This window comes from Polaromonas sp. YR568 (assembly GCF_943369675.1).
Lineage (GTDB): Bacteria > Pseudomonadota > Gammaproteobacteria > Burkholderiales > Burkholderiaceae_C > Polaromonas.
The window spans coordinates 36957-60389 of the sequence record NZ_CALROB020000026.1 but is presented as its reverse complement, the minus strand read 5'-3'; the positions used below and the strand labels follow the sequence as shown (position 1 = coordinate 60389).

Genomic DNA, 23433 nt, shown 5'->3' with positions numbered 1-23433 from the left:
ATGCCTGAATCGCTCGTCATCGCTCCGCAATGGATAGGCGATGCGGTGATGACGGAGCCGCTTATGCGCCGGCTGCATGGGCGCGGCGAACGCCTCACGGTGGGCGCCTTGCCCTGGGTGGCGCCGGTCTACCGCGCCATGCCCCAAGTGGCCGAGGTCATCGAATTTCCGTTTGCGCACGGCGGCCTGCAGTTCCGCGAACGGCGTGCCGTCGCCAAACGCATCGAAGGCCGTTTCGACAAAGCCTACGTCCTGCCCAATTCGCTGAAAAGCGCGCTGCTGCCTTTTTTAGCCAGCATTCCCGAGCGCATCGGCTATTTCGGCGAAGCGCGCGTCGGCCTGCTCACGCACCGGCTCAAGAACCCCAAGAACAAGCCGCCCATGGTGGCGTTTTATTCAGCGCTGAGTGGCGGCGCCGACCTGGACAAGGACCGGCCACAACTGGAGATGGCGTCGGCGGAAATCGAGCAGGCGCTGGCTGAACTGGGCCTGCAGCGCGGCGGTTACCACGTGTTCGCGCCCGGCGCCGAATACGGCCCGGCCAAGCGCTGGCCGGCCCGCCATTTCTCGGAACTGGCCGCGGCGCTGGACCTGCCGGTGGTGCTGCTGGGCTCGGGCAAGGAAGCGTCGCTGTGCGAGGAAATCGCCGCGCCGGTGAATGCGGCGCAGCCCGGAAAATGCCTGAACTTCGCGGGCAAGACCTCGCTGGTGCAGGCGCTGTGCCTGATCGCCGCCAGCAAAAGCACGATCAGCAACGACTCGGGCCTGATGCATGTGGCGGCGGCTTTTGGCGTGCCGCAGGTGGCGATTTTCGGCTCGTCCAGCCCGTTGCACACACCGCCGCTGAACGACGAGGCGACCGTCATCTGGCTCAAGGCCGATGCCAACTACCAGCCGCCGCTGGACTGCGCGCCTTGCTTTGAGCGCGAATGCCCGCTGGGCCACACGCGCTGCCTCAACGACATCAGCGCCGGCCGTGTGCTGGCGGCGCTGGCGCCAAGGTCTTAAGCGGGGAAGGGCGACAGGGCCTCAAAGCCCGGCTTGCCCTGCGCCGGCGTGCGCGCCACGTTCATGACCCAGCACACCATCACAAAGTAGCCGACCAGGCTCACGAGTTCGACCACGCCCTGCTCGCCGAAGATTTTCAGGGCGGCGTCATAGGTCGCGTCGCTGCAACCGTGCTGGCGCAGCACTTCAAACGCCAGGTCCAGCGCGGCGGCTTCGTCGTCGGCCATGCCGCGCGGCTGCCGGCCTTCGGCGACCGCGTCGATGGTGGATTGCGCCACGCCCGCGGCCAGCGCCAGCGGCGCGTGCATCAGCCACTCGAACTGGTTGGCGGTGTGGCGCGCCGCGGCGCAAATCGTGAGTTCGCGTATGCGCGCGTCCAGCACGCTTTCAAATCGCAGGTAAGCCCCGACGTCGCCGATGCGGCCCATGAGCTGCGGGCTGCGCAGCAAGGGGATGAAGGGGCCGAAAACAGCCTTGCGCGGGCCGGCGATCAGCGCGTCGGCGGCTTCGCGCTGCGCCGGCGACATGGCATCGCGGGGCATCAGCGGCATGCGGTCGGTGGCGGAGGGGGAAAAGCCTTGGGGAATGTCGGCGGGGGTGTTCATGCTTGTGTCCTGTGCAGGGAGGGATTGCCTAGGGTATCAAAGCCTGTGAGGCCGGCAACAGGCATAAAAAAAGGCCACCTCGCGGTGGCCTTTCAAAGTTCTCCCGGAAGGGAGAACATCGTTGGGAGATCACTTCAATGCTTCACCGACGCGTTGGTTGTTTTTCCCCGGTTCCCTCAAACTCCGACGTTGTGACAGCAACGCCACCACTGTCGCTGATAACGCGCGGTTTGACCATTCTCCAAATAGAGGAGGCGGCCGGGTTTGCAGGGCTGATTCCGTGATTTATTTCACGGGATTGCCGGCGCCATCGCATGGGCCACGGGCAATTCCACGATGAAGGAGGCGCCGCCGCCGGGCCGTGCCTCGCAGCGCACGCTGCCGCCATGGCGCTGGCTGATGGATTTGACCAATGCCAGGCCCAGGCCCACGCCGCCTTCGCGCTCGCTGGCGCCGGGCAGGCGGTAAAAGGGCTCAAAAATGCGTTCGCGCTGGCCGGCCGGCACGCCCGGGCCGCGGTCATGCACCTTGACCACGGCCAGCTGCTTGCTGCCGACGCGGGTCTGCGCGAGTTCGAGGTTGATGTCGCCGGTGCTGTAGCGCCTGGCGTTTTCCAGCAGGTTGCGGATCAGCCGGCGCAAGAGGCGCGGCGAGCCCTGCACGGTCAGGCTGTGGCTGGTGGCGTCCATGCCCAGGCCGGTGTCGGGCGCCTTGCCGAGCTCGGCGTTCAGCTCTGCGTTGACGCGCGCGCATTCCTCGGCCGCCAGGCCCGTGAGGTCCAGGGTTTCAAAGGGCTCGGCGTCGGCCTGTTTGGCATCCAGCCGGCTGGCCAGCAGGATTTCGTCGATCAGCTGGTCGAGTTCGGTGATGCTGCGCGAGATTTCCTGGCGCTGCGGCGAGGCGGCATCGATGCCCATCAGTTCCAGCCCCATGCGGATGCGCGCCAGCGGCGAACGCAGCTCGTGCGAGGCATTGGCCAGCAGCGTCTTGTGCGACTCCATCAGGGTTTCGATGCGCTCGGCTGCGTTGTTGAAGCGCCGGGCCAGGAAGGCCACTTCGTCCGTGCCTTCGGCATTGACGCGGGCCGACAGGTCGCCTGCGCCCCAGCGTTCCACGCCGCGCTGCAGCGCTTCAAGCCGCAGCGTGAGGCGGCGCATGACCGGGTAGGCGCCCACGGCCACGGCCAGCCCGACCAGGCCCAGCATCCAGCCGAAACCGAAGCCGAAAGGCGGGCGCATCCAGGGGTTGCTGGGCGGGCGCTTGGGCCGGGGCAGCAGCAGGCTCAGCGCCTGGCCATCCTTGGTCACGACGTCAAATTCGAGGTCGTCGCCGAGCTTGCGGTCGGGCTTGGTCTGCGCCGTGCCTATGACTTCGCCCTTGTCGTTGTGCACCAGCACTTCGCGTATCGGCAGCTGCGGCGGGTCCGCACTCAGGCGCCAGGCCGCGCCGACCAGGAAGGTCAGGATGACCACCGTGGCGACGACGGCCAGCCAGATACGCACATACAAGTGCGATGTAAACCTGGTCCACATAAAAGCTCAGTCCTGCTGCTTGGCGAACACGTAACCCACGCCGCGCACGGTGAGGATGCGTTTGGGGTCCTTGGCGTCGGCCTCGATGGCGCTGCGGATGCGGCCCATGTGCACGTCGATGGAGCGGTCGAAGGCTTCGAGTTCGCGGCCGCGCACGGCTTCCATGATCTGGTCGCGGCTCAGCACGCGGCCGGCGCGTTCGGCCAGCGCCACCAGCAGGTCGAACTGGTAGGAGGTGAGTTCGCAGGGGTTGCCGGAGACGGAAACGGTGCGCGCGTCGCGGTCGATTTCCAGCGAGCCGAAGCGCATGACCTTGTGGGCGCCGTTGCTGGCGGCGTTGCCGGTTTCGCCCCCGCGGCGCAGCACGGCGCGTATGCGCGCCAGCAGTTCGCGCGGCTCGAAGGGCTTGGGCAGGTAGTCGTCGGCGCCGATTTCCAGGCCGACGATGCGGTCCATCGGGTCGCCCTTGGCGGTGAGCATCAGCACGGCGGTGTTGGCGGTTTCGCTGCCCTGGCCCTTGATGCGGCGGCACACTTCCAGGCCGTCCATGTCGGGCAGCATCAGGTCCAGGATGACGAGGTCCGGCGTGCTGCCTTCCAGCGCGGCCAGCCCGCTCGCGCCGTCGGCGGCGTGGGTGAAGCCGTAGCCCGACTGGCGCAGGTACTCGCCCACCATGTTGGCCAGGCGGGCGTCGTCTTCGATCATCAGGAGTTGTTGGGTCATGGGTGGGTCCTCGGTTGCAGGGTGTGTCCCCTGGGGTGGATCACAATGAAGTTCATGGTGCGCCGCACGCAACAATCGCGCTTGAAGCCATCGTAAAGTTACGGTAAACCGCGGCGGCAGGCCACCAGCATACTCCCGCGCGCGGGCCTTCGGCAGCTGTTTTATTGCTATCTGTTTGATAGCTGCAAGCGCCTGCCCCTATTGCGGCCTGGGGGTTTGCGTGCGCGAGGCCAGCGCCACCAGCACCAGCACGGGCAGGCCCAGCAGGGCGGTGGCGGTGAAGAAGTGGGTGTAACCGAAAGCGTCCACATACTTGCCTGAATAGCCGGCCAGGAACTTGGGCAGCAGCAGCATCATGGAGCTGAAAAGCGCGTACTGGGTGGCCGAGTAGTTGACGTTGGTCAGGCTGGAAAGGTAGGCGATGAAGGCCGCCGAGGCGATGCCGCTGGAGAGGTTGTCGGCCGAGATCACGAAGATCAACGCGTTGACGTCGTGGCCGCGCGTTCCCAGCCAGGCAAACAGCAGGTTGCTGCCGGCGCTCAGCACGGCGCCCAGCATCAGCACGCGCATCACGCCGAAACGCATGGCCAGCGCGCCGCCCACAAAGGCGCCCACCAGCGTCATGATGACGCCGTAGATCTTGGTGACCGCCGCCACTTCGTCTTTGGTATAGCCCATGTCGACGTAAAACGGGTTGGCCATGATGCCCATGACGACGTCGCTGATGCGGTAGACCGCGATCAGCGCCAGGATCAGCAGCGCCTGCTTGCCGTAGCGGTGCAGGAAATCGGCGAAAGGATCGACCAGCGCGGTCTTGAGCCACTCGGCGGCGTTGCGCGAAGGCGCCATGGCCCGGGCGGCGGGCTCGGGCGACAGCAGCACGGTCGCCATGCCCAGCAGCATGGAGGCGGCCATCGCCAGGTAGGCCACCTGCCAGGCGCCGTGCTGGTAGCTGGCGGCGTCGCCGACCTCGGCGCGCGCGGCGATCCACAGCGCGCCGGCGCCGGCCCAGATCATCGCGATGCGGTAGCCGGTCTGGTAGGCGGCGGCCAGCGCCGCCTGGCGCGGCGTGTCGGCCGATTCGATGCGAAAGGCGTCCAGCGCGATGTCCTGGGTGGCCGAGCCGAAAGCCACGGCCAGCGCGCACCACACCACGGGCTGCAGCGCCAGCTTGGGGTCGGTCATCGCCATGCCGACCAGAGCCGCCATGATGACCAATTGCGACAGCAGCAGCCAACTGCGCCGGCGCCCGAGCAGGCGCGTGAGCAGCGGAATCGGCAGGCGGTCCACCAGCGGCGCCCAGACCCACTTGAAGCCGTAGGCCAGCCCGACCCAGCTCAGGTAGCCGATGGTGGTGCGGTCTATGCCGGCCTCGCGCAGCCAGAAGCTCAGCGTGCCGAACACCAGCAGCAAGGGCAGCCCGGCGGAAAAACCCAGAAACAGCATGCGCAGCGTGGCCGCCTCGGCATACACATGCCAGACGTCGCGCCAGGAAGCTTTGGGAGCGGGAGCAGGGAGGGAAGGCGGGAGCTCTGCGGAGGGGGTTTTGTCTGACATGGGTATTTGGATTTGTGACTATTATTCACACATGTGCTTTTTATGCGACGCCAAACACTCCGCCTGGCCCGGCCGCCGGGCCTTTTTGCTGGCGGCCGCCGGCGGCGCGGCCACCGCGGCCACCACGCCGTTGCTCGCGCAGGTCGACGTGGGGCCGTCTTCCCAGCTGCGCAACCTCGTGCCCGCCGACGAGATTGAAGCGGCAGCCACCCAGGAATATGCCAAGCTGCTGGCCGAAGCCCGCGCCAAGGGCGCGCTCGCGCCGCAGGGCAACCCGCAGCTGCAGCGCCTGCGAAACATCGCGGCAAAGCTGGTGCCGCAAACCGCCCAATGGAACGACCGCGCCAAACAATGGCGTTGGGAAGTCAACCTGCTGGGCAGCAAGGAAATCAACGCGTTCTGCATGCCCGGCGGCAAGATCGCCTTCTACACCGGCATCCTCGAGCAACTCAAGCTCACCGACGACGAGGCCGCGATGATCATGGGCCACGAAATGGCGCACGCGCTGCGCGAACACGCCCGCGCGCGCATCGCCAAAAGCCAGGGGACCGGCACCCTGCTGTCGCTGGGCGCGCAGCTGCTGGGGCTGGGCCAGATGGGCGACTTGGCCGCCAACATCGGCACGCAATTGCTCACGCTGCGTTTCAGCCGCGAAGACGAAACCGACGCCGACCTGGTGGGCCTGGAACTGGCCGCACGCGGCGGTTACAACCCGCAGGCCGCCGTCAGCCTCTGGCAAAAGATGGAACAGGCCGGCGGCGGCGCCGGCGGCCCGAACTTTTTGTCGACCCATCCTTCGGGGCCCGCGCGCATCCAGCAACTGCAGGCCAACGTGCCCAAAGTACAAGGCCTCTACCAGCGCGCCCGCAGCTAAGCTGCACCTAAGCCCTGGTGGGTGCGGCTAGCCAGAAGACTTCGGGAGCGGATCAGCGACACTGCTGTCTCCGATTTGCCCCCGTACGGTCCGGAGGGCGAGCGGCTGGTCGGCATTATTACCCAGTCGGACCTGGTCGCCGCGCTCGGGCGGGCTGCGGATCCCGCAGCTTGATGGGTGGCCCGGCACAGTTATCAATATGAGGCTAAAAGGACTCTTTAATGGCGGATTTTCTTTTGTTATTTCTCAAAATAAGTACATAAGTTTTAGCTCCCGTCCCGGCGCAGTTCCCACGCCGAACTGACCGGGGCCCTGGCCACGCAGCCTTATCTCGTACTTGTCCTACGCCGTATTCCCGCACCCGCGCCGTAAGATGACCCGCATGCGTCTTCATCTTTCCCCAAGGCCGGCTGCCAGCTCATTTTGCGGCGGCCAAGCCCCGGTGGACGCATCGCCGGCGCCATCGTCCCTGACCCCATGACGCGCAACGACCCGGCGCTGCTCGCATTCCTGCAGGAGCAGCGCGCCGATTACACGCGCTCACTGCCTCTGCGGCTGGAGCAGGTGGCGTCGCTGTGGCAGCAAGTTCTCAAAGGCGAGGACGTGGCGCAGGCCCTGACCGCGCTGGAGCGCCACGCGCACAGCATCGCGGGCTCCGCGGCCACCTTCGGCTGGGCGGACCTCGGGCTGGCGGCGCAGGCGCTGGAGCTGGCCGTGCATCCACACGTCGAGGCCGGCCAGGCCCCGCCGTCCGAAGCCCGGGCCGGGGTGAGACAGGCCGTTGAAGAACTGCAGCGGCGCTTTCACACCGCGGCCTGAGCGCGCTGGCGAACCCCTACCCATGTCTTCTTCCGACGCTTTCCTGACCAAGATCAAGATCGCGGTGGTGTCCGGTTTCCTGCTGATGGCGGTTGTGGGCGCGGCCTCCTACGTCACCATCCGCCAGCTGATCGAAACGGCGCAATCCCGCGTGCGAACGGAAGACACGCTGGTGATGCTGGAGCGCGTGGCCTCCGGCGTCAGGACGGCCGAATCCACGCTGCGGCAATACCTGCTGAGCGGCAGCCCGCAGGACCTGGAGAGCTTTGAGCGTGCCCGTGCTGAACTGCGCGTGGTCAGGGCCCGCGCGCGTGATGCCAATGTGCTGCGGGAGTCGGCCGAGATCGACGAGCTCGTAAGCCGGCGTGCCGTGATTGCCAGCCAGGCCATCCAGGCGCGCAAGGAACGCGGTCCGGAAGCAGCGGGGGCCGTGATGGGCGGCGACGCCGGCCGGCAACTGAAGCTGCGCACCGACGAATTGCTGGAGGGCGCCCGCGGCCGCGAGGCGCAGATGTGGCGCAACGCGCAGGCCGTGGCCGAGCGCAGCGCGCAGTGGGCGCAGGGCTTCATCGTCGCGGGCAGCCTGCTGTTTTTCGGCATGCTGGCCTGGGTGGTCTATGTGGTCAAGCATTACGAAGAAGAGCGAAAACGCGGGGAGGCCCGCTTGCGCGACAACGAGGTCATGAGCCGCAGCATCACCGAAGGCATGGCAGAGGGCGTGATCACCGCCAATTTCGACGACCGCGTGGTCGAGGCCAATGCCGCCGCGCTGAAGTTGTTCGGCTACACCAAGGATGAAATCACCGGGATGGATGTCGGCCTGCTGATCCCGCTGCACCTGCGCAAACAGTACAAGGACTTCGCGGCGATGCTGCGCGCCCAGGCGGAGCCGCTGGTCGTGTCGGGCCACGAGATGCGCGGCCTGCGCAAGGACGGCGTGCAGTTTGCCGTCAGCGTGTCTTTCGGCGAAGTGCAGGTGGGCGGCCAGCGTCTTTTCACCGCGTTGATCCGCGACATCACCGAAAGCAAGCGCATCAGCGAGGCCCTGCGGGCCAGCGAGTCGCAGCTGCGCCAGGTCACCGACACCGTGCCGGCGCTGATCGCCTACCTGGACACCGACCAGCGCTTTCGCTTCCACAACCGGGCCTATGAAGAGTCCTTCGGCCTGGGCTTCGACCAGATCGCCGGCCGGCCGCTGGCCGACGTGCTGGGCCCGCAGGTCTATGAAACGGTGCGGGAGCGGGTGGACGAAGTGCTCGCGGGGCACACGGTGCGCTACGAGCGCACGCAAATCACGCCCCAGGGCGAGCGCCGGCACTACGCCATGCAGTATTTCCCGCGCTACGGCGAAGGCGCCGAGACGGGCAAGGTGATCGGCTTTTTCTCGCTGGGCACCGACATCACCGAACTCCGGCGCATAGACCGCATGAAAACCGAGTTCGTCTCCACCGTCAGCCATGAGTTGCGCACGCCGCTCACCTCGATACGGGGTTCGCTGGGGCTGATTTCCGGCGGCGTGGCCGGCGAGCTGCCCGATGCCGTCAAAAGCCTGGTGGGCATCGCGAAAAACAACTGTGAGCGCCTGATCCGGCTGATCAACGACATCCTGGACAGCGAAAAAATCGAGTCCGGCAAGCTGCGCCTGGACCTGCAGGTCACGGACCTGCGGCAGCTGGTGCAGCAGGCGCTGGCCGCGAATGAGGGCTTTGCCACCCAGCACGGCGTGAGCCTCGTGATACGCGCGCCCGACACGCCGCTGCACGTGCGCATCGACGGCGACCGCATGACGCAGGTGCTGACCAACCTGCTGTCCAACGCGGTGAAATTTTCACCGGCGGGCAGCCCGGTGGAAGTCCGGCTTTCCCGCGCGGCGCAGAAGGTGCGCGCCGAGGTGGTCGACGTCGGCCCCGGCATTCCGGAGGAGTTCTGCGGCCGCATTTTCCAGAAGTTCTCGCAGGCCGACTCTTCCGACACGCGCCAGAAAGGCGGCACCGGCCTGGGCCTGAACATCTCGCGCGCGCTCGTCGAAAAAATGGGCGGCACCATCGGCTTCAGCAGCAAGGCGGGCGTGGGCACCACCTTCTTTTTTGAGTTGCCCGAGTGGATCAATCCGGTGCCCCTGCTGCAGCCCCCGCGCCTCCACGCGATGAATTCGCGACCGCGCATCCTGATCTGTGAGGCCGACCCCGACGTGGCGAAACTCATCAGCATGATGCTGGGCAAGGCCGGTTTTGATTCCGACATGACTTTCAGCGCCGAACAGGCGCTGGCCAGCCTGGCCTCCAACAGCTATGACGCGGTCACGGTGGACATGAAGTTGCCCGGCCAGAACGGCGCGGCCTTCATCGGCCGGCTGCGCGCCGATGAGAAGACGCGCCACCTGCCTGTCGTGGTGATCTCGGCCATGGCCGAACAAGGCCAGTTGCAGTTCAACCGCAAGCCGCACACCGTGTCGGACTGGCTCAAAAAGCCTATCGACGAACAGCTGCTGATTCACAGCCTGCGCCGCGCCGTCGCCGGCGTGGACTGCGGCAAGCCGCGCATCCTGCACGTGGAAGACGACCTGGACATCCAGCGCATCACCGCCGCCATCGCCCAGGACTTCGCGAGCTTCGAGTTCGCCGCCACGCTGCACGAGGCCCGTGCGCGCCTGCGCGAGCAGCCCTTCGACCTGGTGCTGCTGGACCTGGCGCTGGGCAGCCATTCGGGCTGGGACCTGTTCGAGGACATCGACGCGCTGGACCCCCGCCCGCCGGTGATCGTGTTCTCGGCCGGCGACGTCGACCCGGCGGACGGCCAGCAGGCCGACGCGGTGCTGGTCAAGGCGCACACCTCGAACACCGAACTGCTCAATACAATCCAGCGAGTGCTGCAGATCCCCGGAGACCCGGGCCCCACACGTCCCCAAGCCTTGAGTTGAAACACCATGACCACACCATTGACCCGCATCCTCTACGTTGAAGACGAGCCCGACATCCGCATGGTGGCGCAGATGGCGCTGCAAGCCGTGGGAGGATTCACCGTGATCGCCTGCGCCTCCGGCCAGGAAGCGCTGGACGCCGCGCCGGGCGCGGCGGCCGACCTGCTGCTGCTGGACGTCATGATGCCCGGCATGGACGGGCCCAGCACGCTCAGGGCCCTGCGCGCGTTGCCGGCCACCGCCAACACGCCGGTGATCTTCATGACCGCCAAGGTGCAGGCCGCCGAAGTGGCGGTCTACAAGGGACTGGGCGCGCTGGAAGTCATTCCCAAGCCCTTCGACCCGATGGAGCTGTCCGCGCAGATTCAGCGCATCTGGTCAGACAGGAATTAGCCCCCACGGTCGCTCACTTCGTGTAGCTCCCTGCCCCCGAGGGGGCCGCCCGCCCTCCGGCCCGGCAAAGCCGGTTCCGGGGCTCATGCTGGCTTGAAGATTCAGGGCGTATGCAGCGGGGCATTTCACCAGTGGGGGCCGCTGGCGCCCGCCCCCTCGAGGGGGAGCAGGCTACACGAAGTGAGCCTGAACGGGGGTCAAAGCTCTATTTCATAGTCCACGCTCATGGGCGCGTGGTCGGAAAAGCGCTGTTCCTTATAGATGTGCTCGCTGCGGGCCAGTGCCGCGAAGGCCGGTGTGGCCAGGTGGTAATCGAGGCGCCAGCCGACGTTCTTCGCATAGGCCTGGCCGCGGTTGCTCCACCAGGTGTAGGCGGCGTCAGTCGTGGTGGGCTGCAGCTTGCGGTACACGTCGACCATGCCGCCGCCTTTGACCGAAGGGCCGGAGCGTTCCGTCAGTTCTTCGGCCGCCTCATTGGCGAGTTCCGCGTCGCGCAGCAGCTCGGTCATCCAGGCGCGCTCTTCGGGCAGGAAGCCGCTGTTCTTTTTGTTGCCCTTGAAATTTTTCAGGTCGATTTCCTGGTGCGCGATGTTGACGTCGCCGCACAGCACGAAGTCGCGCGTTTCCTTCAGCGCCAGCAGGCGCGGGTAAAACTCCGCCAGGAAGCGGAACTTGGCGGCCTGGCGCTCCTCGCCCGACGAGCCGCTGGGGAAGTAGCAGCTGATGATGGAGAGCTTGGGGCTTTGCTTGCGGCCGGGCCTGTCGAAGCGCAGCTCCACGTAGCGCCCTTCGGCGTCAAATTCGGTCGAGCCGTAGCCGACGATCACGTCGCTGGGCTCGTGGCGCGTGTAGACACCCACGCCGGAGTAGCCCTTTTTCTCGGCGAAATGGAAATGGCCTTTCAGGCCGGCGATTTCCTCGAAGCGGCCGCTGATGTCGGCGGCCTGGGCCTTGAGCTCCTGCACGCAAATACAATCCGGCATGGACTGTGCAACCCAGTCCTGCAGGCCTTTGCTGGCCGCGGAGCGGATACCGTTGAGGTTGAGGCTGGTCAATTTAAACATGGGACTTCCAATGAGCACGGCAGGACAACAACAGGACAACAGGGACGGGGCAACTTCCGCGGACGGCGCGCTGGCACAGGAATTCGTGCAGTTTGCCGTGGAGTCGGGCGTGCTGCGCTTCGGGCAATTCAAGACCAAGGCCGGGCGTATGAGCCCGTATTTTTTCAATGCCGGCCTGTTCGACGACGGGGCCAAGCTGGGGCGGCTGGCGCAATTCTATGCGCGCCACCTGCTGGCCGAGGAAAAGCGCACGGGCCTGGCCTTCGACATGATTTTCGGCCCGGCCTACAAAGGAATTCCGCTGGCGGCGGCGGTGGCCGTTGAGCTTGCGCGGCTGGGGCGCAACTACCCGTTCGCCTACAACCGCAAGGAAGCCAAGGACCACGGCGAAGGCGGCACGCTGGTCGGCGCGCCCGTCAAGGGCCGCGTGCTCATCATCGACGACGTGATGTCCGCCGGCACGGCCGCGCGCGAGTCGATCGCCATCATCCAGGCCGCGGGCGCAACACCCCATGCCGTGGCGCTGGCGCTTGACCGCCAGGAGAAGGCCACCGAAAACGGCGTGGATGTGAGTCATAGTGCCGTGCAATATGTTACGAAACAGCTGGGCTTGCAGGTTTGCGCGATTGCGCGGCTGACCGACTTGCTGCAATATCTCTCCACCCAGAGCGACGCGCCGGAGTCCAGCGAACCCGGCACGCTGTCCCTGAAAACGCACTACCAGGCCGTGCTGGCCTACCGGGAACGCTACGGCGTGGATTAAGGAGCCGATTTGTTTTTGCGAACAGCGCTTACGGTCACCTGGCTGTCGCTTGCCTTCATGGCGAGCCAAGCCCAGGCCCAGAATCAAACCCAGACCATCTACACCTGTGTGGACGGCAAGGGCCGCAAGATCACGGCCGACCGTCCCATCGTCGAGTGCATAGACCGCACCCAGCAGGAACTGAACCGCTCGGGCACGGTCAAGCGCGTGGTGGGCCCCTCGCTGACCGCGCAGGAGCGCGCGGCGCAGGAAGAAAAAGACAAGGCCGCGGCCGAAGTGCGCGCGCGCGAAGCCGAAGACAAACGCCGCGACCGTGCCTTGCTGCTGCGCTACCCCAGCCGCGCCGTGCACGACCAGGAACGCGTCACGGCGCTGGCCCAGGTCGACGAGGTCATCAAGGCCTCCAGCAAGCGGACGGCCGAACTCGCCGAGCAGCGCAAGGCCATCATGGCCGAATTCGAGTTTTACGCGAAGGATCCCGGCAAGGCCCCGCCGTCGCTCAAGCGCAAGCTTGAAGAAAACGACAGCAGCTCGGCCGTGCAGAAAAAATTCATCCAGGACCAGGAGCAGGAGAAAAAGCGCGTCAACGTGCGCTTTGACGAAGAACTGGTCAAGCTCAAGCAGCTGTGGGCGATGCGGGAGGGGCCTGCCGCCCCGACCGCCGCTGCCGCCAAAAACTGAACGGCCGGGCGCAGGCCGCCCGGTTGCGCTTCAAGCCCCAACCCTCCGGCTTTAACCCAGTTTTTTCTTCAGCAGTTCGTTGACCTGCGCCGGGTTGGCCTTGCCCTTGGTGGCCTTCATCGCCTGGCCGACCAGCGCGTTCATGGCTTTGGCGTTACCGGCCTTGACCTCTTCCACGTTTTTGGCGTTCGCGGCCAGCACGTCGTCGATGATCTTTTCAAGCTCGCCGGTGTCGCTCATTTGTTTGAGGCCTTGCGCCTCAATCAGCGCCGAGGTGTTTGCGTTCATTTCCTCAAATGAGCCGGCAACCAGAGTTTTTATCTTTGGATCGTGCCAGAGCAGATCGAAAATCTGCTTTGCACCGTTGTTGGAAATGGTACCGCTTGCTATGTGCGAAATAACAGACGCGAGTTGAGGCGCGGTCACGGGAACCTGCTCGATATCAAGGTTCTCGCCATTAAGCCTGCGAGAAATTTCGCCCATGACCCAGTTGCTGGCCAGTTTAGGTTGTTTGCTCAACGCCGCCACTGTTTCAAAGTAGGCCGCCGTCGCCTTGCTCTGCGTGAGCTGGCCGGCGTCGTATTCGGGCAGCCCGTAATCCTTGACGAAGCGCGCCGCCATCACGCGCGGCAGCTCGGACATTTCAGCGCGGGTTTTCTCCACCCAGTCGCGCGCAATCACCAGCGGCGGCAAATCGGGGTCGGGGAAGTAGCGGTAGTCGGCCGCATCTTCCTTGGTGCGCATGCTGCGCGTCTCGCCCGTGTCCGGGTCGAACAGCACGGTGGCCTGCTGGATGGCGTGGCCGTCTTCGATCTGCGCGATCTGCCAGCGCACTTCGTAGTCGATCGCCTGCTGCATGAAGCGAAAGCTGTTCAGGTTCTTGATTTCGCGACGCGTGCCCAGCGGCTCGCCCGGCTTGCGCACCGACACGTTGGCGTCGCAGCGGAAGCTGCCTTCCTGCATGTTGCCGTCGCAGATGCCGATCCAGGTGACGATCTTGTGCAGCTCCTTGGCATAGGCCACGGCCTCGGCGGACGAACGCATGTCGGGCTCGGTCACGATTTCCAGCAGCGGCGTGCCGGCGCGGTTCAAGTCGATGCCGCTCATGCCGATGAAGTCTTCGTGCAGCGACTTGCCGGCGTCTTCCTCAAGGTGGGCGCGCACCAGGCGCACCGAGCAGGGTTTGCCATCCAGGAAAAAATCCACGCTGCCGCCTTGCACCACCGGAATCTCGAACTGGCTGATCTGGTAGCCCTTGGGCAGGTCGGGGTAGAAATAGTTCTTGCGCGCGAACACGCTGTGCTCGGCGATGTGCGCGTTGACGGCCAGGCCGAATTCGATGGCGCGCTGCACCGCGCCTTTGTTCATCACCGGCAGCGCGCCGGGCAGCGCGAAATCCACGGCGGAGGCTTGCGTGTTCGGCTCGGCGCCGAAGGCGGTGGAGGCGCGGCTGAAGATTTTCGATTGTGTGGTGAGCTGCGTGTGGGTCTCGAAGCCGATGATGACTTCGTAGCCCTGCACCAGCGGCCCGGTGGGGCGGCCGGCCTGCATTTCGGCGAAGGGGTTGACGGTGGGTTGGGTCTGGCTCATATCAAATCACTCAAAGGCTTGGGGGCTGGCGCAGGTGCCAGTCGGTCGCGAGCTGGAACTGGTGCGCGGCGCCCAGCAGTTGCGCTTCCTTGAAGTAGTTGCCGATCAGCTGCAGGCCCACGGGCATGCCGCCGGCGCCGAATCCCGCCGGCACGCTCATGCCGGGCAGGCCCGCGAGGCTGGACGACAGGGTGTAGATGTCGGCCAGGTAGTTGGCCACCGGGTCGTCGGATTTTTCACCGATCTTCCAGGCGACCGTGGGCGAGACCGGGCCGGCAATGATGTCGCACTGCGTGAAGGCGGTCTGGAAATCCTGCGCGATCAGGCGGCGGATTTTTTGCGCCTTGAGGTAGTAGGCGTCGTAGTAGCCGTGCGAGAGCACGTAGGTGCCGATCATGATGCGGCGCGTGGCCTCGTCGCCGAAGCCTTCGCTGCGCGACTTCTTGTACATGTCGTTGAGGTCGGTGTAGTGCGCCGCGCGGTGGCCATAGCGCACGCCGTCGAAACGGCTCAGGTTGCTGCTGGCCTCGGCCGGCGCGATGACGTAGTACACCGGGATGGACAGCTCGGTCAGCGGCAGGCTCACGTCGACCAGCGTGGCGCCCAGTTTTTCGTACTCGGCCAACGCGCCGCGCACCGCGGCCAGCACGTCGGGCGCGCAGCCGGCGCCGAAGAACTGCGTGGGCAGGCCTATGCGCAGGCCCTTGAGCGGTTTCTCGCCGGTGGCCGCGGGGCGCGCTGCCAACAAATTCGCTGCGTAATCTGTGGCGGGCAGGTCCAGCGAAGTCGAATCACGGTCGGGGTCGGGGGCGGCCATGCTGGAGAGCAGCAGGGCGCAGTCGAGCGCGCTGCGCGCCATCGGGCCGGCCTGGTCCAGGCTGGAGGCGAAGGCCACCATGCCGTAGCGCGAGCAGCGACCGTAGGTGGGCTTGATGCCGGTGATGCCGGAGAGCGATGCCGGCTGGCGTATCGAGCCGCCGGTGTCGGTGCCGGTGGCTGCGGGCGCCAGGCGCGCCGCCACGGCCGCGGCCGAGCCGCCCGACGAACCGCCCGGAATGCGGCTGGTGTCCCAGGGGTTTTTCACGGACTTGTAGGCGCTGTTTTCATTGCCCGAGCCCATGGCGAATTCGTCGCAGTTGAGCTTGCCCAGCGTGACCATGCCGGCGCCCTGCGGGCCGAGCCGGCTGACCACCGTGGCGTCGAACGGGCTGCGGTAGTTTTCCAGCATCTTCGAGCCGGCCGTCGTCGGGAAATCGCGCGTGACGAAGACGTCCTTGTGTGCCAGCGGCACGCCCAGCAGCGGCGTGCGTTCACCGGCGGCCAGGCGCGCATCGGCGGCCCTGGCCTGGGCCAGCGAGACGTCCGCGTCGGTGGCCAGGAAGGCGCCGAGCTTTTCCTGCCGGACGCGGGCCAGAAAATGCTGCGTCACTTCGACGCTGGAGACTTCGCGCGCGGCCAGTTTTGCGGCCAGTTGCGCGACGCCCAGGTCGTGCAGCGCGGTGTTGTTTTGGGTGCTGCTCATTCGATCACCTTGGGGACGAGGAACAGGCCCATTTCCACGGCGGGCGCGCTGGCCTGGCTGGCTTCACGCTGGTTGGGCTCGCTGGCGACGTCCTCGCGCAGGCGCAGGGCGACTTCACCGATCACGGCGGCAGGGTGGGCCAGCGGCTCCACGCCTTCGGTGTTGATGGCGTCCATCTGCTCCACCAGGGCAAAAAAGCCGTTGAGCTGGCTCAGGGTGCGTTCGGTTTCGTCAGGGCGCAATTCCAGCCGCGCCAGGTTGGCGACGCGGGCGATGTCTTGGGATGTCAATGCCATGGGGTGGGTATGAGGAAAAAATACAGAAAGAATCGGGAAGAATACGACAGAGAGTAGGGCCGGAAAGCGGGGCTGAAACGAGGTGTAAAGCTGAAAAAACGCTCCTGCTGTAGCCATTGATCCACAGGGGATGCGTTATTATCCCGCCTTTGGTGTGAAATCAAGGCCGGATGCACTCTTTAGGCGCTTTTTAGGTGCCGGAAGCAATGTTTCTAACGCCTCCGGCCCAACTTCCCCATAATGGCTTACTCAATAAAAAGGCGATCGAGCAACGAAGTCTGCTCATGCCCCAACTGGACTCTTGCATATGTTTGAAGCATTCCGTCGGTATTTTTCCACCGACCTGGCCATTGACCTCGGCACCGCCAACACCCTGATTTTTGTCCGCGACCGGGGTATTGTGCTGGACGAACCCTCGGTCGTCGCCATTCGCCACGAAGGCGGCCCCCAGGGCAAAAAAACCATCCAGGCCGTCGGCCACGAAGCCAAGGCCATGCTGGGCAAGGTCCCTGGCAACATCGAGGCCATACGCCCGATGAAAGACGGCGTGATCGCCGACTTCACCGTCACCGAGCAGATGCTCAAGCAGTTCATCAAGATGGTGCACCCGCGCAGCCTGCTCAAGCCCAGCCCGCGCATCATCATCTGCGTGCCCTGCGGCTCCACCCAGGTCGAGCGACGCGCCATCCGTGAAAGCGCCCTGGGCGCCGGCGCCAGCGACGTGTACCTGATCGAAGAACCCATGGCGGCGGCCATCGGCGCCGGCCTTCCGGTGTCCGAAGCCAGCGGCTCCATGGTCGTCGACATCGGCGGCGGCACCACCGAAGTCGGCGTGATCTCGCTGGGCGGCATGGTCTACAAAGGCAGCGTGCGCGTCGGCGGCGACCGTTTCGACGAAGCCATCATCAACTACATCCGCCGCAACTACGGCATGCTGATCGGCGAACCCACCGCCGAAGCCATCAAGAAAAGCATAGGCTCGGCCTTCCCCGGCTCCGAAGTCAAGGAAATGGAAGTCAAGGGCCGCAACCTTTCAGAAGGCGTGCCGCGCAGCTTCACGATCTCGAGCAACGAAATCCTCGAAGCCCTGACCGACCCGCTCAACAACATCGTCAGTGCCGTGAAGAACGCGCTCGAGCAGACGCCGCCCGAACTCGGCGCCGACATCGCCGAGCGCGGCATGATGCTGACCGGCGGCGGCGCCTTGCTGCGCGACCTGGACCGCCTGCTGGCCGAGGAAACCGGCCTGCCGGTGCTGGTGGCCGAAGACCCGCTGACCTGCGTGGTGCGCGGTTGCGGCATCGCCCTGGAGCGCATGGATCGCCTGGGTTCCATCTTCACCTCGGAATAAGCTCAGCGCCGTACTTCATGCCGCAGCCCGGGCATGACGCTGGGCCAGCTTGACAGCGAACCATGCCCTTAGGAACCCTTGACAGATCCCCGCCGCCCTTTTTCAAGCAGGGGCCGTCGGCGCTGTCCAAGCTGATGTTCTTCAGCGCCTTGTCGCTGTTCCTGATGGTCGCCGACACCCGTTTTCGCATCACCCAGCCGGTGCGCGCCGCGCTGGCCACCGCGCTGTACCCGGTGCAATGGCTGGCGCTGCAGCCGGTGCGCGCCGTGCGGGGCGGCGGCGACTACTTCACCACCCTGAACCAGGCCAAGCTGGCTAGCGACGAGGCCGGCAAGAAGCTGGCGCTCCAGTCGCTGCGTGCCGGCCAGGTCGAGCAGCTGCTCCAGGAAAACAACCGCCTGCGCAAGCTGCTGGGCTTGCGCGAGCAGCTCAACACGCCGGTCATGGCCGCCGAGGTGCTGTACGACGCGGCGGACCCGTACACGCGCAAGGTGATCATCGACAAAGGCATGGCGCAGGGCGTGGACCTCGGCTCGCCGGTGCTCGACGAGTCGGGCGTGCTGGGGCAGGTCACGCGTGTGCACCCGCTGGTCAGTGAAGTCACGCTGCTGGTGGACCGCGACCTGGCGATTCCCGTGCTCAATGTGCGCACCGGCGCGCGCAGCGTGGCCTTCGGCGATCCCACGGTGTCCGGCAGCGGGCTGGAACTGCGCTTCATGGGCAGCAATTCGGACGTGCAGCAAGGCGACCTGCTGACCACCAGCGGCGTGGACGGCGTCTACCCGGCCGGCCTGCCGGTGGCCAGGATCAGCCGCATCGAGCGGCGCGCCGAGTCGGCCTTCGCCAAGATTTACTGCACGCCGCAGGCGCTCGTGACGGGCGCGCGGCACGTCATGGTGGTCAAGCCCGGCACCGGGCAGATCCCGCCGCGGCCTGAACCCGATGCGCCCGAAGCGGCGCCCAAGAAGAAAGGGGCCGCGAAATGATCATGCGCTCCGGCCAGCAGTTGCTCTTGCCCGCCAACCCGGTGTTCATCTGGTGCAGCCTCATCCTGGCGCTGCTGCTGGACATGCTGCCCCTGGGGCGCGTGCCCTGGATGCCCGACTTCCTCGCGCTGGTGTTGGTGTTCTGGAACGTGCACCAGCCGCTGCGCGTGGGCATAGGCGTGGCCTTCATGTTCGGCCTGGGCATGGACGTGCACCAGTCCTCGCTGCTGGGCCAGCATGCGCTGTCGTACACGGCGCTGAGCTTCTTCGCCACCATGATCCATCGCCGCCTGCTCTGGTTCACGGTGCCCTCGCAGGCGCTGCAGGTGCTGCCGCTGTTCGCGCTGGCGCACGGCGTGGAACTCGTGATCCGCATGATTGGCGGCGGCATCTTTCCGGGCTGGATCATGCTGCTGGCCCCTTTGGTTGAGGCCTTGCTGTGGCCTGTCGTGAGCGTGCTGCTGCTGGTGCCGCAGCGGCGGGCGCCCGACCCCGACCAAAACCGGCCATTGTGAATGGCCCCCACGCTTTTCACTTCGTGTAATGCGCTTCCCCCCGAGGGGGCCGCTGCGCCTGCGGTCTGGCAAAGCCAGTCCCGCGGCCCTGGCTGGCTTTTGCCGGCTCGCCTCGCATCGCCTCTTCTTTCGTGGGGGAAAGGGCGCGCCTTGCGGGCACTTTGTGCTGGCTGTAGAGTCGCACCACCATGACTGAACTGCGCAACGTTGAAGCGGATTTGTCGCGCTTTCGCGCGCGGGTGCTGGTGGCCAGCCTGGTGGTGTTGTGCGCGTTTGCCTTGCTGGCGGCGCGGCTGGTCTACCTGCAGGTGTATCGCCATGCCGACCTGAACGAGCAGGCCGAGAGCAACCGCACGGCCATCGTGCCCATCGTGCCGAACCGCGGCCTGATCCTGGACCGCAACGGCGTGGTGCTGGCAACCAACTATTCGGCCTACACGCTGGAGATCACCCCGTCCAAGGTCGAGAACCTCGAGGAAACCATTGCCGCGCTGGAAAAAATCGTCGACATCCAGCTGCGCGACAAGCGGCGCTTCAAGCGCCTGCGCGAGGAGTCGAAAAATTTCGAGTCGCTGCCCATACGCACGCGCCTGACCGACGAGGAAGTGGCGCGTTTCGCGGCGCAGCGTTTTCGCTTCCCGGGCGTCGACATCAAGGCGCGGCTGTTTCGCAGCTACCCCTACGGCGAACTGGGCAGCCACGTGGTGGGCTACATAGGCCGCATCAACCAGGCGGAAAAGGAAAGCATCGAGGACAGCGACGAAGAAGGCAACTACCGAGGCACCGACTACATCGGCAAGCTCGGCGTCGAGCAGAGCTTTGAGCAGCAGCTGCACGGCACCACCGGCGTCGAGCAGGTGGAGACCTCGGCGGGAGGGCGCGCGGTGCGCAAGCTGGCCAGCAACCCGGCCACGCCCGGCAACACCGTGATGCTGTCGCTCGATATCCGCCTGCAAAAGCTGGTGGAGGATATGTTCGGCGACCGGCGCGGCGCGCTGGTGGCCATGGACCCGAAAACCGGCGACGTGCTGGCCTTCGTCAGCAAGCCGACCTTCGACCCCAACCTCTTCGTCGACGGCATAGACACCGAGAGCTGGCAGGCGCTCAACGAGTCCATCGACAAGCCGCTGCTCAACCGCGCGCTGCGCGGCACCTACCCGCCGGGCTCGACCTACAAGCCCTTCATGGCCATGGCCGCGCTGCAGACCGGCAAGCGTTCGCCGAGCTTCATTGTCAACGACAACGCCTCCTGGACCTTCGGCGGCCATACCTTCCGCAGCCACGGCGACATCGCGCTGGGCTCGGTCGACATGTACCGCGCCATCGTCAAGTCGAGCAACGTGTATTTCTATTCGCTGGCCAACGAGCTGGGCGTCGACGCCATGCACGACTTCATGAAGCCGCTGGGCTTCGGGCAGATCACCGGCATCGACATCAACGGCGAGGTGCGCGGCGTGCTGCCCAGCCAGGAGTGGAAGCGCAAGGCCTACAAGCGGCCCGAGCAGCAGAAGTGGTATCCCGGCGAAACCATCTCGCTGGGCATCGGCCAGGGCTACAACACCTTCACCATGCTGCAGCTGGCGCATGCCACGGCGGCCCTGGTGAACGGCGGCGTCAAGCACAAGCCGCGCCTGGTCATCGGCACGCAGGACCCGGTCACACGCGTGATGCACCCGCTGCCGGCCGACCCGCCCGTGGACCTGGGCTACAAGCCGGAGAACGTGGCCATCGTGCGCAAGGCGCTGGTCGGCGTCACGCAGGAAGGCACCTCGGCGCGTGTGTTTGCCGGCGCGGGTTACCTCTCAGGCGGCAAGACCGGCACGGCCCAGGCCGTGACGATAGGCCAGAAGGACAAGTACAACGGCGCCAAGATGGAAGAGCACCAGCGCGACCACGCGGTGTACATGGCCTTCGCGCCGGCGGACGACCCCAAGATCGCGCTGGCGGTGATCGTGGAAAACGCCGGCTGGGGCGCCGGTGTGGCCGCGCCTATCGCCCGCCGCGTGTTTGACTACGTGCTGCTGGGCCAGTACCCCAGCGAAGAAGACATGGTGGCGGTGCAAAAAGGCCTGGCCGCCGCGCCCATCGGCAAACCGCGCCAGGCGGCCGACATGGCCGGCGTGATGTCCGCCGGCAACCCGACCCCCGGGCCGACCACCGCCGCGGCAGCGGCTGCCGCCAAAGCCAAGGCGGCGGCGATCGCCGAGGCCCTCAGCAAGCTGCCGCCGCCCATGGCCGCGGCCGGCATCAATCCCGACTGAACGCCGCCCGGCCGGCGCCCGGCGAAGCCTGGGTGGGCCGGCCCCCGGAAAAAGACAGGCATAAAAAAAGCGCTGGGGTTACCAGCGCTTTTTGCAACAGGGCATCTTGTGGAATGCCTTGCCGCTTGTGTACTTATTTCTATAGCTCTCTCGTGTCTCCTCGGCTCCTCGCGTTGCGAGCAGCAAGGCTCGTCAGCAAGTCGTCCAATGTAGCCCGCGCACTGACATAGTGCATTGGGGGTTTCCCGCCCCCGGGATTGTGCGGATGGCGGGATGCCCTCTGGTGCAGCTTGCAAGGCCATGGCGTGCGCAAGCACCGTGCACAGGCATTTGAGCCCAAAAGTACTCAACTTTTCTTTACTTTCGCTCCGCCGGCCTTGGCACGACTTATGCCTCTTATAGCCTGGTTGTTACGAATTGTTGGCTGACTGCAAGAAAGGCGGGCGTGTATGCACCGGAAGAGCTTGATGGCGTGGGGCTTGGCGATCTGGGTGGGCCTGGCCTGCCAGTTGGCCATGGCGCAGGCCCCGGCGGCTGCGCCGGCTCCTGCCGCGCCTGTGGCCGCCGCCAGCGCCGCGCCTGAGGCCGCCGCGCCCGTTGCGGCTCCCGCACCGCCGCCGGCCGCCCCCGCACCGGTAGCCGCCGCTCCGGCCCCCGCTGCCGCCCCGGCGCCCGCGCCCCTGACGCACCCGGGGCTGGTGGGGGCCGAGACCCTCAACGGCGCCGATACCGCCTGGATGATGACGTCCACCGCGCTGGTGCTGCTCATGACGCTGCCCGGCATTGCCCTGTTTTACGGCGGCATGGTGCGCCGCAAGAGCGTGCTCAACGTCATGGCCTGCGTCGTCGCCATCTGCGCCATCGTGAGCCTCCTGTGGTTCGCCGTGGGTTATTCGCTCGCCTTCACGCCCGGCAGCGGCGCCTGGGGCCACTACCTGGGCGGCACCGAGCGCTTCTGGTTCGCCGGGCTGGACTACGTGAAGGACGCGCAAAAGGTCGCGGTCAGCCACATCGCGCCCAACATCCCGGAATCGGTTTACGCGATGTTCCAGCTGACCTTCGCCATCATCACCGCGGCGCTGGTGGTCGGCGCCTTCGTGGAGCGCATGCGCTTTTCCGCGATGCTGATCTTCATGTCGCTGTGGACGGTCGTCGTCTACGCCCCGATTGCGCACTGGGTCTGGGAGCCCAACGGCTGGCTGGCCCGCATGGGCGCGCTGGATTTCGCCGGCGGCTCGGTGGTGCACATCAATGCCGGCATCGCCGGGCTGGTCTGCGCCTATGCGCTCGGCCCGCGCCACGGCTACGGCCGCGAACCCTTCACGCCCTTCAACCTGGGGCTGACCATGGCCGGCGCCGGCATGCTGTGGGTCGGCTGGTTCGGCTTCAACGCCGGTTCCGCCGTGGCCTCCGACGGCCGGGCGGGCCTGGCCATGGCGGTCACGCACATTGCGGCCGCGGCCGGCGCGCTGTCGTGGATGGCCGCGGAGTGGGCGGTGCGCGGGCGGCCTTCACTGCTGGGCCTGTGCTCGGGCCTGGTGGCAGGCCTGGTCGCCATCACGCCGGCGGCCGGTTTTGTCTCGCCGCGCGCGGCGCTGGTGTTCGGTGTCGTCGCCGGGCTGGCCTGCTACTGGGGCGCCACGGGCCTCAAACGCCTGCTCAATGCCGACGATTCACTGGACGTGTTCGGCGTGCACGGGGTGGGCGGCATCGTCGGCTCGCTGCTCACGGGTGTGTTTGCCAGCAAAACGATTTCCGGCGCCGAAGGCAGTGTGCTGACGCAGGCCATAGGCGCGGGCGCGGTGATGGCTTACAGCCTCTTCATGACGGCGCTGGCCTTGTGGGTCACCTCGCTGATCGTCAGCCTGCGCGTCAGCGAAGCCTCCGAGAGCGACGGCCTGGACATCACGCAGCATGCCGAACGCCTCGGCACCTGATACACCGGCTTTTTTTCACCCCTGAAGGACACCCCA

20 protein-coding genes are annotated in these 23433 nt (G+C 66.1%); 12 read left to right on the top strand and 8 right to left on the bottom strand.

Features of this window, described 5'->3' with window-relative positions:
- Complete coding sequence (waaF, locus tag ACLV8F_RS15335; protein ID WP_411885064.1) at positions 1–1008, top strand: lipopolysaccharide heptosyltransferase II; 1008 nt, start codon at positions 1–3, stop codon at positions 1006–1008.
- Here waaF and ACLV8F_RS15330 read toward each other — a convergent pair.
- From ACLV8F_RS15330 to ACLV8F_RS15315, 4 genes are all read right to left on the bottom strand, one after another.
- Positions 1005–1613: a carboxymuconolactone decarboxylase family protein gene (locus ACLV8F_RS15330; RefSeq protein ID WP_411885063.1), complete on the bottom strand. Its 609-nt coding sequence runs from the start codon at positions 1611–1613 to the stop codon at positions 1005–1007. The genes waaF and ACLV8F_RS15330 overlap by 4 nt on opposite strands.
- A gap of 290 nt (positions 1614–1903) precedes the next feature.
- A complete protein-coding gene (locus tag ACLV8F_RS15325) occupies positions 1904–3145 on the bottom strand; it encodes an ATP-binding protein (protein WP_411885062.1) in 1242 nt (413 codons plus the stop codon).
- A 6-nt stretch (positions 3146–3151) separates the two neighbouring features.
- A complete protein-coding gene (locus ACLV8F_RS15320) occupies positions 3152–3868 on the bottom strand; it encodes a response regulator (RefSeq protein WP_411885061.1) in 717 nt (238 codons plus the stop codon).
- Between the two features lie 198 nt (positions 3869–4066).
- Entirely contained in the window at positions 4067–5425 is a 1359-nt protein-coding gene (locus ACLV8F_RS15315) for an AmpG family muropeptide MFS transporter (RefSeq protein WP_411885060.1), read from the bottom strand.
- A gap of 31 nt (positions 5426–5456) precedes the next feature.
- Between ACLV8F_RS15315 and ACLV8F_RS15310 the strand changes: the two genes are divergently transcribed.
- The 4 genes from ACLV8F_RS15310 (at position 5457) to ACLV8F_RS15295 (ending at position 10431) form a co-directional block, all read left to right on the top strand.
- On the top strand, positions 5457–6299 hold the full coding sequence (locus ACLV8F_RS15310; RefSeq protein ID WP_411885059.1) for a M48 family metallopeptidase: 843 nt from the start codon (positions 5457–5459) through the stop codon (positions 6297–6299).
- A gap of 477 nt (positions 6300–6776) precedes the next feature.
- Positions 6777–7118: an Hpt domain-containing protein gene (locus ACLV8F_RS15305; RefSeq protein ID WP_411885058.1), complete on the top strand. Its 342-nt coding sequence runs from the start codon at positions 6777–6779 to the stop codon at positions 7116–7118.
- 22 nt (positions 7119–7140) lie between these two features.
- Entirely contained in the window at positions 7141–10038 is a 2898-nt protein-coding gene (locus tag ACLV8F_RS15300) for a PAS domain S-box protein (RefSeq protein WP_411885057.1), read from the top strand.
- Positions 10039–10044: 6 nt separating this feature from the next.
- Complete coding sequence (locus ACLV8F_RS15295) at positions 10045–10431, top strand: response regulator (RefSeq protein ID WP_411885056.1); 387 nt, start codon at positions 10045–10047, stop codon at positions 10429–10431.
- A 197-nt stretch (positions 10432–10628) separates the two neighbouring features.
- Here the strand turns inward: ACLV8F_RS15295 and ACLV8F_RS15290 are convergent, their stop codons facing one another.
- Positions 10629–11495, bottom strand: coding sequence for an exodeoxyribonuclease III (locus ACLV8F_RS15290; RefSeq protein WP_411885055.1), 867 nt, complete (start codon positions 11493–11495; stop codon positions 10629–10631).
- A 10-nt stretch (positions 11496–11505) separates the two neighbouring features.
- Between ACLV8F_RS15290 and pyrE the strand changes: the two genes are divergently transcribed.
- Positions 11506–12258, top strand: coding sequence for an orotate phosphoribosyltransferase (gene pyrE, locus ACLV8F_RS15285; RefSeq protein WP_411885054.1), 753 nt, complete (start codon positions 11506–11508; stop codon positions 12256–12258).
- Positions 12259–12315: 57 nt separating this feature from the next.
- Positions 12316–12939: a DUF4124 domain-containing protein gene (locus ACLV8F_RS15280; protein ID WP_411885091.1), complete on the top strand. Its 624-nt coding sequence runs from the start codon at positions 12316–12318 to the stop codon at positions 12937–12939.
- A 51-nt stretch (positions 12940–12990) separates the two neighbouring features.
- On the opposite strand, the gene gatB is transcribed toward ACLV8F_RS15280, so the two are convergent.
- From gatB to gatC, 3 genes are read right to left on the bottom strand one after another with little or no spacing between them, the layout of a single operon-like run.
- Entirely contained in the window at positions 12991–14490 is a 1500-nt protein-coding gene (gatB, locus tag ACLV8F_RS15275) for an Asp-tRNA(Asn)/Glu-tRNA(Gln) amidotransferase subunit GatB (protein WP_411885090.1), read from the bottom strand.
- Between the two features lie 49 nt (positions 14491–14539).
- A complete protein-coding gene (gatA, locus tag ACLV8F_RS15270; RefSeq protein WP_411885053.1) occupies positions 14540–16051 on the bottom strand; it encodes an Asp-tRNA(Asn)/Glu-tRNA(Gln) amidotransferase subunit GatA in 1512 nt (503 codons plus the stop codon).
- Positions 16048–16347, bottom strand: coding sequence for an Asp-tRNA(Asn)/Glu-tRNA(Gln) amidotransferase subunit GatC (gene gatC / locus ACLV8F_RS15265; RefSeq protein WP_411885052.1), 300 nt, complete (start codon positions 16345–16347; stop codon positions 16048–16050). The genes gatA and gatC overlap by 4 nt, the downstream gene beginning before the upstream one ends.
- Before the next feature lie 307 nt (positions 16348–16654).
- Here gatC and ACLV8F_RS15260 point away from each other — a divergent pair, with 307 nt between their 5' ends.
- The 5 genes from ACLV8F_RS15260 (at position 16655) to ACLV8F_RS15240 (ending at position 23397) form a co-directional block, all read left to right on the top strand.
- The gene (locus ACLV8F_RS15260; RefSeq protein WP_007872262.1) at positions 16655–17698 is read left to right on the top strand and encodes a rod shape-determining protein; all 1044 of its coding nucleotides are present in this window, start codon (positions 16655–16657) and stop codon (positions 17696–17698) included.
- Between the two features lie 62 nt (positions 17699–17760).
- Complete coding sequence (gene mreC / locus ACLV8F_RS15255) at positions 17761–18684, top strand: rod shape-determining protein MreC (RefSeq protein ID WP_411885051.1); 924 nt, start codon at positions 17761–17763, stop codon at positions 18682–18684.
- Complete coding sequence (mreD, locus tag ACLV8F_RS15250; RefSeq protein ID WP_411885050.1) at positions 18681–19199, top strand: rod shape-determining protein MreD; 519 nt, start codon at positions 18681–18683, stop codon at positions 19197–19199. Before mreC ends, mreD begins: the two co-directional genes overlap by 4 nt.
- 188 nt (positions 19200–19387) lie before the next feature.
- Positions 19388–21460: a penicillin-binding protein 2 gene (gene mrdA, locus ACLV8F_RS15245; RefSeq protein ID WP_411885049.1), complete on the top strand. Its 2073-nt coding sequence runs from the start codon at positions 19388–19390 to the stop codon at positions 21458–21460.
- Positions 21461–21909: 449 nt separating this feature from the next.
- On the top strand, positions 21910–23397 hold the full coding sequence (locus ACLV8F_RS15240; RefSeq protein ID WP_411885048.1) for an ammonium transporter: 1488 nt from the start codon (positions 21910–21912) through the stop codon (positions 23395–23397).
- Positions 23398–23433 lie beyond the last annotated feature (36 nt).

Excerpts from the sequence above, each read along its gene's own strand:
- waaF (WP_411885064.1), top strand. The coding sequence starts at position 1 with ATGCCTGAATCGCTCGTCATCGCTCCGCAATGGATAGGCGATGCGGTG.
- ACLV8F_RS15330 (WP_411885063.1), bottom strand. The coding sequence starts at position 1,613 with ATGAACACCCCCGCCGACATTCCCCAAGGCTTTTCCCCCTCCGCCACC.
- ACLV8F_RS15325 (WP_411885062.1), bottom strand. The coding sequence starts at position 3,145 with ATGTGGACCAGGTTTACATCGCACTTGTATGTGCGTATCTGGCTGGCC.
- ACLV8F_RS15320 (WP_411885061.1), bottom strand. The coding sequence starts at position 3,868 with ATGACCCAACAACTCCTGATGATCGAAGACGACGCCCGCCTGGCCAAC.
- ACLV8F_RS15315 (WP_411885060.1), bottom strand. The coding sequence starts at position 5,425 with ATGTCAGACAAAACCCCCTCCGCAGAGCTCCCGCCTTCCCTCCCTGCT.
- ACLV8F_RS15310 (WP_411885059.1), top strand. The coding sequence starts at position 5,457 with ATGTGCTTTTTATGCGACGCCAAACACTCCGCCTGGCCCGGCCGCCGG.
- ACLV8F_RS15305 (WP_411885058.1), top strand. The coding sequence starts at position 6,777 with ATGACGCGCAACGACCCGGCGCTGCTCGCATTCCTGCAGGAGCAGCGC.
- ACLV8F_RS15300 (WP_411885057.1), top strand. The coding sequence starts at position 7,141 with ATGTCTTCTTCCGACGCTTTCCTGACCAAGATCAAGATCGCGGTGGTG.
- ACLV8F_RS15295 (WP_411885056.1), top strand. The coding sequence starts at position 10,045 with ATGACCACACCATTGACCCGCATCCTCTACGTTGAAGACGAGCCCGAC.
- ACLV8F_RS15290 (WP_411885055.1), bottom strand. The coding sequence starts at position 11,495 with ATGTTTAAATTGACCAGCCTCAACCTCAACGGTATCCGCTCCGCGGCC.
- pyrE (WP_411885054.1), top strand. The coding sequence starts at position 11,506 with ATGAGCACGGCAGGACAACAACAGGACAACAGGGACGGGGCAACTTCC.
- ACLV8F_RS15280 (WP_411885091.1), top strand. The coding sequence starts at position 12,316 with ATGGCGAGCCAAGCCCAGGCCCAGAATCAAACCCAGACCATCTACACC.
- gatB (WP_411885090.1), bottom strand. The coding sequence starts at position 14,490 with ATGCAGGCCGGCCGCCCCACCGGGCCGCTGGTGCAGGGCTACGAAGTC.
- gatA (WP_411885053.1), bottom strand. The coding sequence starts at position 16,051 with ATGAGCAGCACCCAAAACAACACCGCGCTGCACGACCTGGGCGTCGCG.
- gatC (WP_411885052.1), bottom strand. The coding sequence starts at position 16,347 with ATGGCATTGACATCCCAAGACATCGCCCGCGTCGCCAACCTGGCGCGG.
- ACLV8F_RS15260 (WP_007872262.1), top strand. The coding sequence starts at position 16,655 with ATGTTTGAAGCATTCCGTCGGTATTTTTCCACCGACCTGGCCATTGAC.
- mreC (WP_411885051.1), top strand. The coding sequence starts at position 17,761 with ATGCCCTTAGGAACCCTTGACAGATCCCCGCCGCCCTTTTTCAAGCAG.
- mreD (WP_411885050.1), top strand. The coding sequence starts at position 18,681 with ATGATCATGCGCTCCGGCCAGCAGTTGCTCTTGCCCGCCAACCCGGTG.
- mrdA (WP_411885049.1), top strand. The coding sequence starts at position 19,388 with ATGACTGAACTGCGCAACGTTGAAGCGGATTTGTCGCGCTTTCGCGCG.
- ACLV8F_RS15240 (WP_411885048.1), top strand. The coding sequence starts at position 21,910 with ATGCACCGGAAGAGCTTGATGGCGTGGGGCTTGGCGATCTGGGTGGGC.